We start from the raw sequence: 13,248 nt of genomic DNA on the forward strand, positions 1-13,248 counted from the left end.
GGAGAGTCTCGAAAGGCCTTGTTGCGCCCAGTGGCTTCGATGAATCGAGGCGTGTTGATTTTGAATTATGTCCATTGTTGTTGTTCGAGGTCGAGTCATCATTGGTTGATTGCCGGCGCTGGAGTCGGTGACATGAGGAGGCTTTGATGTATCTGCGCGGTTCCGTGAGTTCCTTGCTTCTCGCTAGCGTCTTCACCGCCGGTTGCGCCGTGGAGGCCGCCGACCCCGAGATCACCGCTGAAGCACAGCAGGAGATCCGGGGGTTCAGCCTCAGCTTGACGAACGTCGTCGAGACGATCGGCCTGGATCTCGTCCCGACCGACGAGGCCGATGCCCTGGTCCCGGAGGAGTTCGTGCTCGCCGGTGAGGGGGGGCCCGTCACCCCGATCGTCGTGAGGACGTCGCACGCCGACGGCATCTCGGTGAACGGCGGCACGCCGACGCCGGGCTCGGTCGTCCAGGTTGGCCTCGCCGTCGTTCCGCCCGACGGGACCGGGGACGTCAACAGCTACACGCTCTGGTATTACACCGACCACGCGCTGCTCGCGTACAAGCTGCTTCAAGCCGGCTTCCTGGTTCAGTACGTCCCGTCGCTCGACTACGATCTCGCGTTCTCGGGCGGCGTCGGCGACCTCCACGTGAGCGTGCCGTTCCCTGGCTACCCTCGCCTGGTCGTCGACGGGACGGTCGCGACGCCCAGCGGGCCCCCGGCGCCGTTCGTGGCCAACTGGTGGGTGTCCACCTGGCAAGGCCCCGTCAAGCAGTCGACGGTGATCTCGAACCTCTTCTTCGGCGGCGCGGACGCCACCCTCGAGACCCGCGCGCAGAACCCGCTCGGGACCCTGATCGGCGGCTCGACGGCGGAGTTCTCGGTGCTCGACAGCTACAACGAGTTCCCGACCGCCGACGTGACCGTGGGGCTGTCGCCGTTCTAGCGCGGCGTCCAGCCGATGAGATGCGACGCGAGCCGGCGCCGCGCAGGCCAGCGTACGACGTGATGTGATTGTGATGTCGAATTGAAGGAGAGCACGATGACCGCACATGACGACAGAGGGCCGTGGAGCCGATCCGGGCTCGTGAAGAACGGGGTCTCCAGCAGGGAGATCCCCGGCCTGTACGTCTCCGAGGATCACTCCATCGAGGAGTGCGTGAAGCACCTGGAGGGGATCACCAAGCCGACGTACTCGCACGAGGAGATCTTCGGCCAGTATTGCCACCTCGGCGAGTACATCCACGTCCCGGTCGAGGTGGCGTACGAGTACGCGGCGAACGTCTACAGCCTGGAGGAGTGGACGTTCAGCCTGCGGAGCCTCCACCACATCGGCGGCGGCCTCTATAAGGGGAAGGAGTTCCTCGCGAAGGACACGTCGATCTACGTTCGCGCCGAGGCCTACCCGGACAGCCGCGTCGTCGATTACCCTTGCGCCTGGGACCAGGGCGACGAGCTGTGGATGCGGTACCACTTCCGCTTCGTCGACGCGAGGCCCACCATTCGCAAGCCGGGCACCATCGTGCTCTGGACCAACGTGAAACACCCGTACTACGACAGGGCCACGGGGGAGCTTCCCGATTACATCAGCAAGCCCCGCGCGCGGACGGACCGGGCCTGGGTCGGCGATATCTGGCCCCATTTCGACGCGATCCACAAGATCGAGATCGCCAACTTCAAGGCCATCCTGGAGCACCGGTACTCCAAGCTGTAGCGCCGCCCGCTTTTATTCCCACCCCGATGGCGAGGCCGGCCCCATCCCCGTGCGCTCCTCTGCTCGCGCTTCTCTGTTCGCGTTTCTTGGGCGGCCTCGCGACGGCCGTCGCGCGCGCCACCGGCGGTGGGCCGGCGGCGGGCCGGCGGCCCTCACACCCTGATAGGAGATCTGTGAACTTCATGCATGAAAGGCGCGGTGTCTGGGCCGCGCGGCTGGCTGCGGCCGCCAGCCTGCTCCTCCCGACCTCGGCCTTCGCCACCGGCTCCGGCGTCCTGACAGGCACGGTCCTCGATTCGTCGACGAGGCAGCCAGCCGCCGATGTCGTCGTGACCGTGACCTCCCCAGCGCTCCAGGGAGAGCAGCTGGTCGTCACCGACCCTTCCGGCCAGTTCCGGATCCCGAACCTGCCGCCGGGCACGTACACCCTCCGGCTCGACAAGGACGCATACAGGCCGTACAGCCGCGGCGGCATCGAGCTGCGCGTCGACAGCACCATCCGGGTGAACAGCGAGCTGCTGCCCGAGGCGCTGAAGGCCGAGGAGATCGTTGTCGTCGGCAGCGCGCCTATCGTGGATGTCGGGTCGAGCGCGACCGGCGTGAACGTCGGCTCGGAGTTCGCGAGCCGCATCCCGCTCATCCCCACGGGCGCGAAGGGCGCCGCGACCCGCTCCTTCGAGGCGCTCGCCGACGTGGCGCCCGGCGCGAGCGCCGACCGTTACGGCGTGTCGATCAGCGGGACGACGTCGCCGGAGAACCAGTACGTGATCGACGGCCTGTCGGTGAACAACCCGGCCTTCGGCGTCATCGGGACGCCGCTGTCCGTGGAGTTCATCAAGGAGGTCAAGGTGATCACCGGCGGCTACCTGCCGGAGTACGGCCGCGCCACCGGCGGCTACCTCGACGCGGTGACGAAGTCGGGCTCGAACGAGTTTCACGGCGCGGTGTTCTTCAGCATCACGCCGGGCCTCTTCGAGGCGTCGCAGACGGGGGTGCAGAGCGAGGCGAGCACGATCACGACCGACACCCGGCTTTCGTCGCTCCGGGACGTCGGCGTCGAGATCGGCGGCCCGATTTTGAAGGACAGGCTCTGGTTCTTCGCCGGGGTCTCTCCCTCGGCCGCGAGCTACCGCCTCGAGCGCGAGCTGCGCTTTGGCAGGTCCGACCCGATCCCCGGCACTCAGCGGGTCTACTACGCCACCCAGCAGAGCGTCCAGTACCTCGGCAAGCTCACGTGGCTGATCGACCCGGACAACACCGTCTCGCTGTCGGTCTACGGCTCGCCCACGACGTCGGGGGGAGACGGCGACTTCGGCATCAGCCCGAAGGACGGCACCGTGGAGCTGAACAACAGCTCGAGCAACAACGTCATCAACGGCAGCTTCGGCGCCCTCGCGCACAGGTACGTGTCGAGCGCGACGGACGGCGCGCTGAAGTGGTCCTCGGCGTTCCAGAACAAGACGTACCTGCTCGACGTCACGCTCGGCGTCCACCACGAGGAGAACGCGATCCGCGCCGCCGACGGCACGAGGATCGGGAGCGGGAAGGGGCTCTCCGACATCGCGCAGGTCCACTGGCAAAGGAGCGATCCCGGGTTCCACTCCATCAACGATTTCGAGCCGTCCGAGGCGACGCGCGAATGCGACCCCGCGGGCACGCAGGCCGCCGAGCGGTGCCCCGTCGCGACGTACTTCAGCGGCGGGCCGGGGGCGCTCAGCGAGACGACGCTCGACAGGTACCAGGGCAAGGCCGTGTTCACGGGCCTGTTCACCGCCCTCGGCCACCACATCGTCAAGGCGGGCGCCGACCTCGAGCTGATGCGTTATGCGTCGTCCCGCGGCCACTCGGGGCGCAACGTCTTCGCCGAGACGACCGACGGGGCCGCGTTCACCGGCTTCCGCCGGCTCGGCTTCATCGCCAACCCCGACGAGGGCGTGCCGCTCGACAAGTTCGAGACGGTGTCGAAATCGACCACGATCGGCGGCTTCGTGCAGGACAGCTGGAGCATCCTCGACAAGGTCACGCTGAATGCGGGGGTCCGTTACGACGCGCAGCTGCTGTATGGAGGCGACGACAAGCTGGCGATAGCCCTCCCCAACCAGTGGTCGCCGCGCGTCGGCGTGATCTACGATTTCACGCAGGCCGGCCGCTCCAAGCTGTTCGTGAACTACGCGCGGTTCTACGAGAGCGTGCCGCTCAACATCATCGACCGCGCGTTCCCCGGCGAACGGCAGGTCTTCACGCTTCACGCCGCGGCGGTGTGCGATCCCCGGGACCGCGCGCAGCAGCGCGACGCGTGCGATCGGAACGAGAACCTGATCCCGACGGCCGCCCCGTACAGCCCCAACCAGAAGTGGCGTGTCATCGGGGGCGACGGCGGCATCGATCCGGACCTCGAGCCGCAATCGACGGACGAGATCGTGCTCGGCGGCGAGGTCGAGATCTATCCCCGGCTGCGCGTGGGCGCGCAGTACACGAAGCGCTACCAGAACCAGGTCATCGAGGACATCAGCCGGGACGAGGCGAGGACGTACCTCATCGGCAACCCAGGCTACGGCGTCGCCAAGGATTTCCCGAAGCCGACGCGCGACTACGATGCGGTCACCGTCCATGCCGAGAAGGCCTTCGCCGACGCGTGGCTCGCGCAGGCGAGCTACACGATCTCCTACCTGCGCGGCAACTGGGCCGGGCTCTTCCGCCCCGAGACCGGGCAGCTCGATCCGAACGTCAACTCGGACTTCGATCTGGTGTCGCTCCTGCCGAACCGCACGGGGCCGCTCCCCGGGGATCGCAGGCACCAGTTCAAGGTCTTCGGCGCCAAGGACTTCACGGTTCATCACCGCGTGATCGTCAGCGTGGGCGGGACGTACCGGTCCGCCTCCGGCGGGCCGACGAGCCACCTCGGCTCGCACCCGCTCTATGGCCCCGATCAGGTCTACATCCTCGAGCGCGGGAGCGGCGAGCGCCTCCCCTGGGCGCATTCCGTCGATGCCCACGTCGGCGTGGGCGTGCAGCTCGCCAAGGAGAGCACGCTGACCGTCACGGTCGATTCGTTCAACATCTTCAATTTCCAGGCGGCGACTGCCGTGGACCAGCGGTACACGGTGGCCTCCGTCCTTCCGATCGTGAACGGGACGAAGGGCGATCTCGGGCAGCTCAAGAACGTCGATGGCTCGACGTTCAACCCGATCAACAAGAACCCGAACTTCGGAAAGCCTGTTGCATATCAGGCGCCGCGCACGTTCAGGATCGGCGCCAAGGTGACCTTCTAGGGCGATGGCCCCGAGAGACACACGACCATGAGACGAATCCTCGGAACATCTCTCGCGCTCCTCGCGCTCCTCGCGCTCCTCACGCTCTCCGCGTCCTGCGAGCAGCGGCGCGTCACCTGCACCGCGGCCCACGGCGGCTTCGCCGCGAAGTACACGCTGAAGCCCGGCTCGAAGCGGGGCGAGGGCGCGTGCGACACGCTGAAGGGGGAGATCATCGGCATCGAGAAGTACAACCCCCGGCAGGCCGGGAACCCGCAGCGCCCTGATCCGACGAGGGCCCACCTCGCGGTCCGGGCCTCGGGGATCGCCTTTCCCGCCTTCGCGGCCCAGGGCGCGCAGGTGGAGCTCGGCCCGACAGCGCTCGACGCGCTCGGAGACTTCGCCTCCGTCGATCCGGACGGCAGCGACGTCTGCGCGGTCCCCTCGTTCACGGAGGCCACGCTGAGCATCCCGGCGTACGAGGAGCCCCCGCCTCCCGACGCGCCGGAGGGCACGCCGCCCACGCAGCACCCGGCCGTCGATATCAGCTATGCATGGAGCAATTTCCGCATCTACGTGACGGCCGCCTACCCGGGCACGCAGATCGTCGGAGAGCTGACGTACACGCAGGACGGCTGCTCTGCGTCCTACAGCGTCGTGGGCCTCTATCCCGCGGTGGAGTGCGCGCCCGGCGGCGTGCCGGATCCGAGCCTCTGCGATCCGCACCCCGACCTGGCGAACGGCCGCGCGTTCGGCTCCGGGATCAACCCGGACTTCGCCGATCGCGTGACCTGCGACGCCGAGACCGGCCTCTGCGTGCTCACGTCACTCCCGGAGGAGCTGCGATAACGCCGCTTGCACCATGGTCTCGGCGACGCGAGCGGCCAGTTCGGCGTGTCACAGATCCATCCAGGGATCTGTCTCGCGAACCAAGCGAGATGTTGACGCAAAGACGCCAAGGGCGCAAAGACGCAAAAATACAAATAATCTGCTCTTTCTCGCGCCTTTGCGTCTTTGCGTCTTTGCGTTGAAATCTCTCTCCGGATCCCTGGCCGGCGGAGCTCGCGGAGGGCGGAGCGCAGCGCCCCGCTGGACTCGCTCCAGCGGGGCGCGCTCTTCACTTCACGCCGACGACGAACGAATCCGAGCCGATGAGCTTCTCCGCGCGGACCTCGCGGAAGCCCTGCTCGCGAAACCATCCAGCGCAATCGGCGCTCGTGTAGTCGAATCCCTCGGGCGTCTCGAGGAGGATGGTGAGGCTCATCATGAACCCGGCCACGTTCTCGCGGCGCTCGTCGTCGATCATCGCATCATAGACGATGAGCACGCCCCCCTCGGGGAGCGCGTCGTACGCCTTCTTGATGAAGCCCCGTTTGTCCGCGAGCTTCCACCCGTGGAGGATGTGACCCATGGTGATCACGTCCACCTTGGGGATCGAGTCTTTGAAGAGGTCGAACACCTGGAAGCGCAGCCGATCCGCGACCCCGTGCTCCCGGACATAGTCCTCGAAGACCGGCTGCACGGGCGACAGATCGAGCCCGATGCCGGTCAGTTTCGGGTGGGCCAGCGCGACCTGGACAGGCAAGCCGCCCTGGGCCGTGCCGACGTCGGCGAACGTCTTGTAGCGACCCCACGGGAACTTCGCCGCGAGCGCCCGCGCCGACGGCAGGCTGAGCCCCGTCATCGCCTGGGTGAACTCACGATATTTCTCGGGGGTCTTGGAGAGCCACGTGAAGATGTCCTCGCGCGCCCCGATCTCGTTCTGCGGCTCGCCCGTGCGCAGCGCCTCGGTGAGCGAGCCCCAGATCCCGTAGAGCCGCGCGTTCGACATCTCCAGCATTCCGCCGATGTACGACTTCTTGGTCTTGTCCAGGAAGAGGTCCGCCTCTCGTGTGTTCGAGTACCGGCCGTCCTCGCGCTGCAGGACGCGCAGCGCCACCAGCGCGTCGAAGAAATCGCGCGCCGCGCGGGGGTGGATGCCGATCCGCTCGCGCAGCGTCTGCCAATCGAGCGGCTCTTTCGCGAGCGCCGTGAACACGCCGAGCTCGACGGCGCTGAGCAGCGTCTTCGATTCGGCGTAAGCCATTCCCAGTCGTACAATCGCGTTGTGATCGAACTCTTGCGTCATATGGATCACCTGTGTTCGTGCTTCGGGGGCACACCTATGTATTGCATATAAGAATCACAGGCGCTCTCGAAAAGTCAGAATCATAGCTGTCATTTGTTCGCGGCACTCGCCCCCTGGGCCCTTGGTTCGCGAGGTGGCGAGCAGACGCGGTCGTGTCTGCGCAGTTCAACTGGATTCATGCGAGTCGAATCCATTCTGGAGGCTGTATGAGGTTGAGTAGACTGGTTCATGTGGGCTGGATTGTCGTCGCCGCGCTGGCGTACAGCGCTTGCCGGGACGACGATGCTTTGAGCCCGGCGCCCTCCGCCGCCGGGCCGGCTTGCGCTGACGTCGACGCCGAGTTCGAGGGTAGCTTCGACGCGCTGGCCAGGCTGGTCGCCGCCGAGACCTACCGCGCCGAGCAGTTCGCGAACGAGGACGCGTTCGTCACCAGCATGCAGGCGATCGTCGATGACCTGAAGGCCCAGGCGCAGCAGTTCAACGAGGGGCAAAAGACCCACAGGATCGAGCCGTGGGAGTGGAAGGTCGAGAGCGGCAACGCGGCCGAGCCCAGGTACTACTGGGTCTTCGGGTTGCGTCTCGGCAATGGGCCCCGCAAGATCTCCCTGAACACGCACTTCGATACGGTGTCTCCGGGGGACACCGACGTGTGGGAGCCGTTCGTGCTGACGAAGTCGAGGGGCGCGACCAAGCACGGCGGCGAGCAGGATCTATGGGTCGGCCGCGGCGCCATCGACGACAAGGGGCCGGCGCTGGCGACGTTCCTCGTGCTCAAGGACATCGCCCGGGCCTACGACGGCAGCCCCCTGCTCGACGACATCACGGTGGAGCTCATCTTCGACACCACCGAGGAGATCGGCGCCATGTCGATGCGGCGGTACCGCGAGGAGAACGCCGAGGAGGCGGCGGATCTCGAGATCATCTTCGACACGTTCTGGGCCGTGCGCGCGGAGAAGGGCATCGAGCGCCCCGTGTTCACGCTCCCGCGCGAGGCGCCGCCCACGGCGGGCGTGTGGATCGACTCGCTGAACACCCCCTCCGGCCCCGTCAACCAGCTCCCCGATCGGGCCGAGGCGATCCTCCGCAGCGATTCACCCGAGGCGCTCGAGGAGCTCGCCCTGCACATCGAGGCGGAGTATGCCGAGCATCCGTTCGACGATCCGTCGTACAGGCGGGCCGAGCTCACGGTCGACACCTCCGGCCTGCCGGACGCGATCAAGCTGACGACCCTGGTGGCGGGCGCGCAGCACGCGTCCGTGCCGCAGGAGAACCGCGCGAACGGCGCCAATCCGCTCGTGTCCCTCACCAATTTCCTGGGCGCGCTCGCGGAGGAGGAGGTGATCGTCGACAACGACGTGGCCCGGATGTGCAGGTTCATCAAGTCCACCTGGGGCACGAGGACATTCGGGGAGGCTCACCCCGAGCTGCTCGAGCGACACGACGAGGTGTTCACCGAGGGCAACGGCACCACCTATGCGCTGACCAGGCTCTACACGGAGCCGGAGCCCGGGGCGATCACGCTCAACCTCGACATCCGGTACGCGATAGGCCACCACAGCCAGCCGTGGGATGGGGAGAGCGAAGGGCTCCTGTGCGGTGACGCGAGCGAGTTCGCCGGCATCTTCGGGCAGATCGTCGACGAGTTCAACGCCACCTCCGGCGGCGCGCCGATCACGTTCGAGACCGCCACCCGGATCGCGCCGGATATTCGCCGGGTCGACGGCCCCACCTTCAGCCGGATCAGCAGCGCGTTCGAGGAGGTGACCGGCGAGCCGGCGCCCGCGGTGGCCATGGGCGCCGGCACCGACGCGAAGGCGTACGTCAAGGCGATCGCCGCGGGCGCCCTGTTCGACACAACGTTCGGCGCCCCGGTCAATTACCATGGAATCAGGGAGGCCGCGCCGGTCCGCGATCTCGCGCTGAGCACCAAGATCCTTTGCAGCGTCGTCGACCGGGAGATCAAGCAAGCGAAGGAGGAGCACCCGGAGCCGGTCGCCGGCGTGTGCGACGACTCTTCTGCGCGCAAGCGCTCCTCCGTGACGGACGACGGCCACGACCATTGACGGCGCGCTGGCGGGAGAGCGGCGCCGTCGCGCCGCTCTCCGTCACTGGAACGAGGCGGCGAAGGTGGCGACCGTCGTCTCCGGCTTGCCGAGCTCCTTCCAGGTCGACTCCGCCTGGAACGGCTCCGGCGCGTTGTTGATCGCGTCGGAGATGTGCCAGACGTAGTTGAACGTCGGTGAGAACAGCCCGAGCACCTTGAAGATCCCGAGCGGCGCCGCCCCGACGGAGAGCTTCTCCTTCGTGTAGTGCTTGGCGAACTGGTCCGCCGCCTCCTTGATGGTGAGCGGCTCGGGCCCCTGCACCACGTACTCTCGCGACGCGTCGCCGGGGAGGGCGAGGGCGCGCGCGACCTGCTTGCCGTAGTCGCGCGCCGAGATCCAGTACGCCTTCTCGCGCGGGCTGCCGGCGAGGTTGATCCGGCTGCCCTGGCGGCTCCGGTAGGGGATCGACTCGATGAAGTTCGACGGGAAGAAGACCGTGCTCGGGATCCCGCTCTCCTTCAGGATCGAGAGCGCCTCCCGCTTCATGTCGAAGACCCACCAGCGGAAGCCGTCGTATCGGTGCAGGAGCGAAGACAGGTAGGCGATCCGCTTGATGCCCGCCTCGCGCGCGGCGGCGACGATGTTCTTCATGCCCTCCGACTCGACGCGCCACGCGTTCGCGGATGCGGTGATCGGCACCGCCAGGCTCACATAGACGATGTCGTGCCCGCGGAAGGCCGCCGTCAATGCCTTCACGTCGCTGACGTCGCCCGCGACGAGCGCGACGCCCGCCGGCAGCCGCTTGCTCGCGCGGGTCGCCTCGGGTTCGCGGACGAGGGCGGTCACGGCGAAATTGGCGGCGACGAGCTCCTGGGTCACGGGGGCGCCGAGCATGCCGGTGCTCCCAATCACGACGATGCGAGGAGAAGCGCTGCTCATGAAGATCTCTCCTGAGGTCTCGGGGGTACAGGGGTACCCATGAAAGGTCGTCGCGGCGCGGGGCGTGCGGCGTTGACTGCACGCTGCGCCAGATCCGCTCCGGCCCGCCAGCGGGGGCCGGAGCGCCGGATATGCACCGATCTGTAGCGGCCATGCGCTGGCGCATCCATGCGACTTTGGCTCGTTCCCTTTCGAGATCGTCCACGGTGGCGTCGGATTGATGGACCGTCTCGGGTCCTCTATCCTGGCGCGGAGAGCATGGACCTCCTCAGCGAAATCGTCGGCGAGCTCCGCCTCGAGAGCGTGTCGTACTGGCGGCTGGAGCTCACGGCGCCCTGGGCGCTCCGCTTCCCGGCCGGCGGGCGGGGCATCCACATCGTCACGCGCGGGAGCTGCTGGCTCGAGGTCGATGGAGGGCGGGCGCCCGCCGCCGTCGCGAGCGGCGATCTCGTCGTGATGCCGAGCGGCCGCGGGCACGTGCTCCGCGACGCGCCCAGGCCGCGCAAGGCGAGCCCCATCGAGGAGCTCGTCCGGGGCGCGTCGCCGGGGCGCGCGATCGAGCACGGCGGGGCCGGCCTGCCGACCACGATCGTGTGCGGGCAGTTCCGCTTCGGCACCCTCGGGCACCCCGCGCTCGAGGCGCTGCCGCCCGTGCTCCACCTGCGCGGCGACGAGCGGATCGGCCCCTTCATCCAGGCGCACACGCAGTGCATCGCCGCCGAGGTCAGCGCGCCGGCCGAGGGCGCGGCGATCGTGACGGCGCGCCTCTCGGACGTGCTGCTCGTGCAGGCGCTGCGCGCGTACCTCCGCGACGTGCCCGCCGACGAGCGCGGATGGCTGCGCGGCCTCGCCGATCCGCAGATCGGGCGCGCGCTCGCGCGGATGCACCGGAGCCCGGAGCTCGACTGGTCGGTGCCCGCGCTGGCGCAGGAGGCCGGCATGTCGCGGGCGGCCTTCTCCGCGCGCTTCTCCGAGCAGATGGGCGTGTCGCCGGGCAAATACCTCGCGGACTGGCGCATGTACCGCGCGAAGGTCCTCTTGCGGTCAGGGTCGGCCCTGGTGGCGGAGGTGGCCGCGGAGGTCGGCTATCGCTCGGAGGCCGCGTTCTCGTTCGCCTTCAAGCGGCTCGTGGGCTCGTCGCCGTCGGCCTACCGGGACGACCATCGAGCCGCCGATGTTGCAACCGCAACACGCGAACAGCAGCCGCTGCTGCGCCCTCAGCAGTCGGCCCTCGACGGCGGCGCCCTCTCTCGCCGTTCTGGCATGCGGCTGAAGCGGCGCCTCCCGTGAGCGCCCGCCGCCGGTCTCGGCGCGGAACTTGATAGGCCGAGGCCGCCGGCGGGGGAGCGTGCCAGTCCTGGCGCGCCGCAGAGGGCCGGAGCCGTCGCGCCCGCGAGCTCTCGCCTGGAATCAGAGGAGCAGAACTTTCATGGCCACCCGTGATGTCGAGAAGACGCCGCTCACCCCCTACCAGTGGCGGCTCCTCGCGTTCCTGAGCGTCGCCTCGTTCTTCGAGGGCTACGACCGACTGGCGATCACGCAGATCCTGCCGAACCTCGGCGCGGAGATGGGGCTCTCCGCGAAGGGGGAAGGGCTCCTCATCGGGGTCATCAGCTTTGGCTCGATGCTCGCCTTCCTCCTCGTCCGCAAGGCGGACCACTGGGGCCGGCGGCGGCTCCTGACGATCACCATCGCGGGCTACACCTTGTTCTCCCTGCTCACGGGCCTCGCGCCGAACGTCTTCGTGTTCGCCGGCTGCCAGCTCCTCGCGCGCGTCTTCCTCGTCGCCGAGTACGCGGTCAGCGTGGTCTACGCGGCCGAGGAGTTCCCGAAGGACCGGCGCGGGCTGGCGATCGGCCTCATCGAGGCGTTCTCCAGCCTGGGCACCATCACGTGCGCCGGGCTCGTGCCGCTGTTCCTCTCGACCTCACTCGGGTGGCGGACCATCTACTTCGTCGGCGCCATCCCCTTGGTACTCGTCGCGCTGGCCCGGCGCGGCCTCCGCGAGACTGCGCGGTTCGAGCGGCTCGCGCTCGAGCGGAGGCACGAGGAAGCACAGCCGTTCACGCGCATCCTCAGCTCCGAGTACCGCGGGAGGATGCTGAAGCTCGCCCTGATCTGGGGGCTGATGTTCGTCTGCGTCCAGAACGCCGTCACGTTCTGGAAGACGTTCGCCACCCGCGAGCGCGGGCTCACCGACGGTCAGGTGGGCACCAGCATCATGATCGCCGCGATCGTCGCCATGCCGTTCGTCTTCACGTCGGGGAAGCTGCTCGACGCCGTGGGCCGCCGCAAGGGCGCGGTGATCGCCTTCGCGCTGGCGTCCGCCGGCGTGTTCGGCGGGTACTCGCTCCGCTCGCACGCGGGGCTCACGGCCGCGCTGGCGCTCTGCATCTTCGGCGGGAGCGCCGTGCTCCCCGTGTTGAACGCGTACACGACCGAGCTGTTCCCGACGCACCTCAGGAGCGACGCGCTCGCCTGGTCGAACAACCTGCTCGGCCGGACCGCGTACATGCTCTCGCCGGTCTTCCTGGGCATCGCGGCGGAGCGCGTCGGCTGGGGACCGGCCATGTCGGCGACGGTCATCTTTCCGCTGATCGCGCTGGGACTCATCCTGTGGTTCCTCCCGGAGACGCGGGGCAAGGAGCTCGAGGAGACGGCGCGGGTTTGACTGCGCACCGCGCACGGCGCACCGCGCATTTCATCGAAGAGACGAAGAAGGAGCTTTGGCCATGAGCACGCACGATCTCAAGTCGCTGTATCGGGAGTACGTCGAGGAGGTGTGGCACCGGAGGAACGTCGCCGCGGCGGACGCGTACTTCACCGACGACGTTGTCGACCACGCGGCGCCGCCGCAGCAGGGGCCGGGGCTCGCGGGGCTCAAGGCGACCTTCGCGATGTTCCTCGAGGCGTTCCCCGATTTTCACATCACGATAGAGGACCTGATCGCGGAGGGGGACAAGCTGGTCGCCCGCGTCTCGTTCACCGGCACGCACCGCGGCGCGTACCACGGGATCCCGGCGACGAACCGCGCGATCGCGTCCAGCGGAACCCACATCGTGCGTTACGTCGGCAAGAGGGTGGCCGAGCACTGGGCGCACAGCGACGATCTGCGCACAAGGCAGCAGCTGGGCCTCCTTCCGGCGCCGGGGCAATAGGTCGAGGTCATGTGCGCCGCGCTC

10 protein-coding genes are annotated in these 13,248 nt (G+C 68.1%); 8 read left to right on the plus strand and 2 right to left on the minus strand.

The features are described from left to right. Positions 1-173: 173 nt before the first annotated feature. The 4 genes from POL72_RS33675 to POL72_RS33690 all read left to right on the plus strand — a co-directional run bounded on the left by POL72_RS33675 (position 174) and on the right by POL72_RS33690 (position 5,803). Entirely contained in the window at positions 174-935 is a 762-nt protein-coding gene (locus POL72_RS33675; protein ID WP_272100884.1) for a hypothetical protein, read from the plus strand. Between the two features lie 96 nt (positions 936-1,031). Next, the gene (locus tag POL72_RS33680) at positions 1,032-1,703 is read left to right on the plus strand and encodes a hypothetical protein (RefSeq protein ID WP_272100885.1); all 672 of its coding nucleotides are present in this window, start codon (positions 1,032-1,034) and stop codon (positions 1,701-1,703) included. Positions 1,704-1,885: 182 nt separating this feature from the next. Further along, positions 1,886-4,975 carry a TonB-dependent receptor gene (locus tag POL72_RS33685; protein ID WP_272100886.1) on the plus strand — a complete coding sequence of 1,030 codons (3,090 nt, stop codon included), beginning with the start codon at positions 1,886-1,888 and terminating at the stop codon, positions 4,973-4,975. A 27-nt stretch (positions 4,976-5,002) separates the two neighbouring features. Then, the gene (locus tag POL72_RS33690) at positions 5,003-5,803 is read left to right on the plus strand and encodes a hypothetical protein (protein ID WP_272100887.1); all 801 of its coding nucleotides are present in this window, start codon (positions 5,003-5,005) and stop codon (positions 5,801-5,803) included. A gap of 268 nt (positions 5,804-6,071) precedes the next feature. Here POL72_RS33690 and POL72_RS33695 read toward each other — a convergent pair whose 3' ends face one another. Then, complete coding sequence (locus tag POL72_RS33695; RefSeq protein ID WP_506377478.1) at positions 6,072-7,040, minus strand: methyltransferase; 969 nt, start codon at positions 7,038-7,040, stop codon at positions 6,072-6,074. A 248-nt stretch (positions 7,041-7,288) separates the two neighbouring features. On the opposite strand from POL72_RS33695, the gene POL72_RS33700 reads away from it, so the two are divergent. Then, positions 7,289-9,145, plus strand: a complete 1,857-nt coding sequence (locus tag POL72_RS33700) for a M20/M25/M40 family metallo-hydrolase (RefSeq protein ID WP_272100889.1) — start codon at positions 7,289-7,291, stop codon at positions 9,143-9,145. 42 nt (positions 9,146-9,187) lie between these two features. Here the strand turns inward: POL72_RS33700 and POL72_RS33705 are convergent, their stop codons facing one another. Further along, positions 9,188-10,066: an SDR family oxidoreductase gene (locus POL72_RS33705; protein ID WP_272100890.1), complete on the minus strand. Its 879-nt coding sequence runs from the start codon at positions 10,064-10,066 to the stop codon at positions 9,188-9,190. A 258-nt stretch (positions 10,067-10,324) separates the two neighbouring features. Here POL72_RS33705 and POL72_RS33710 point away from each other — a divergent pair, with 258 nt between their 5' ends. The 3 genes from POL72_RS33710 to POL72_RS33720 all read left to right on the plus strand — a co-directional run bounded on the left by POL72_RS33710 (position 10,325) and on the right by POL72_RS33720 (position 13,224). Further along, on the plus strand, positions 10,325-11,356 hold the full coding sequence (locus tag POL72_RS33710) for an AraC family transcriptional regulator (protein ID WP_272100891.1): 1,032 nt from the start codon (positions 10,325-10,327) through the stop codon (positions 11,354-11,356). A gap of 139 nt (positions 11,357-11,495) precedes the next feature. Further along, positions 11,496-12,737: an MFS transporter gene (locus tag POL72_RS33715; RefSeq protein WP_272100892.1), complete on the plus strand. Its 1,242-nt coding sequence runs from the start codon at positions 11,496-11,498 to the stop codon at positions 12,735-12,737. 61 nt (positions 12,738-12,798) lie between these two features. Beyond that, positions 12,799-13,224, plus strand: a complete 426-nt coding sequence (locus POL72_RS33720) for an ester cyclase (protein WP_272100893.1) — start codon at positions 12,799-12,801, stop codon at positions 13,222-13,224. Positions 13,225-13,248: the final 24 nt, after the last annotated feature.

This window comes from Sorangium aterium (assembly GCF_028368935.1).
GTDB lineage: Bacteria > Myxococcota_A > Polyangia > Polyangiales > Polyangiaceae > Sorangium > Sorangium atrum.

What these genes read in the sequence shown, in the direction of transcription:
- POL72_RS33710 (WP_272100891.1), top strand. Translation starts at nt 10,325, where the DNA reads ATGGACCTCCTCAGCGAAATCGTCGGCGAGCTCCGCCTCGAGAGCGTG.
- POL72_RS33720 (WP_272100893.1), top strand. Translation starts at nt 12,799, where the DNA reads ATGAGCACGCACGATCTCAAGTCGCTGTATCGGGAGTACGTCGAGGAG.
- POL72_RS33715 (WP_272100892.1), top strand. Translation starts at nt 11,496, where the DNA reads ATGGCCACCCGTGATGTCGAGAAGACGCCGCTCACCCCCTACCAGTGG.
- POL72_RS33685 (WP_272100886.1), top strand. Translation starts at nt 1,886, where the DNA reads ATGCATGAAAGGCGCGGTGTCTGGGCCGCGCGGCTGGCTGCGGCCGCC.
- POL72_RS33695 (WP_506377478.1), bottom strand. Translation starts at nt 7,040, where the DNA reads ATGGCTTACGCCGAATCGAAGACGCTGCTCAGCGCCGTCGAGCTCGGC.
- POL72_RS33690 (WP_272100887.1), top strand. Translation starts at nt 5,003, where the DNA reads ATGAGACGAATCCTCGGAACATCTCTCGCGCTCCTCGCGCTCCTCGCG.
- POL72_RS33700 (WP_272100889.1), top strand. Translation starts at nt 7,289, where the DNA reads ATGAGGTTGAGTAGACTGGTTCATGTGGGCTGGATTGTCGTCGCCGCG.
- POL72_RS33680 (WP_272100885.1), top strand. Translation starts at nt 1,032, where the DNA reads ATGACCGCACATGACGACAGAGGGCCGTGGAGCCGATCCGGGCTCGTG.
- POL72_RS33705 (WP_272100890.1), bottom strand. Translation starts at nt 10,066, where the DNA reads ATGAGCAGCGCTTCTCCTCGCATCGTCGTGATTGGGAGCACCGGCATG.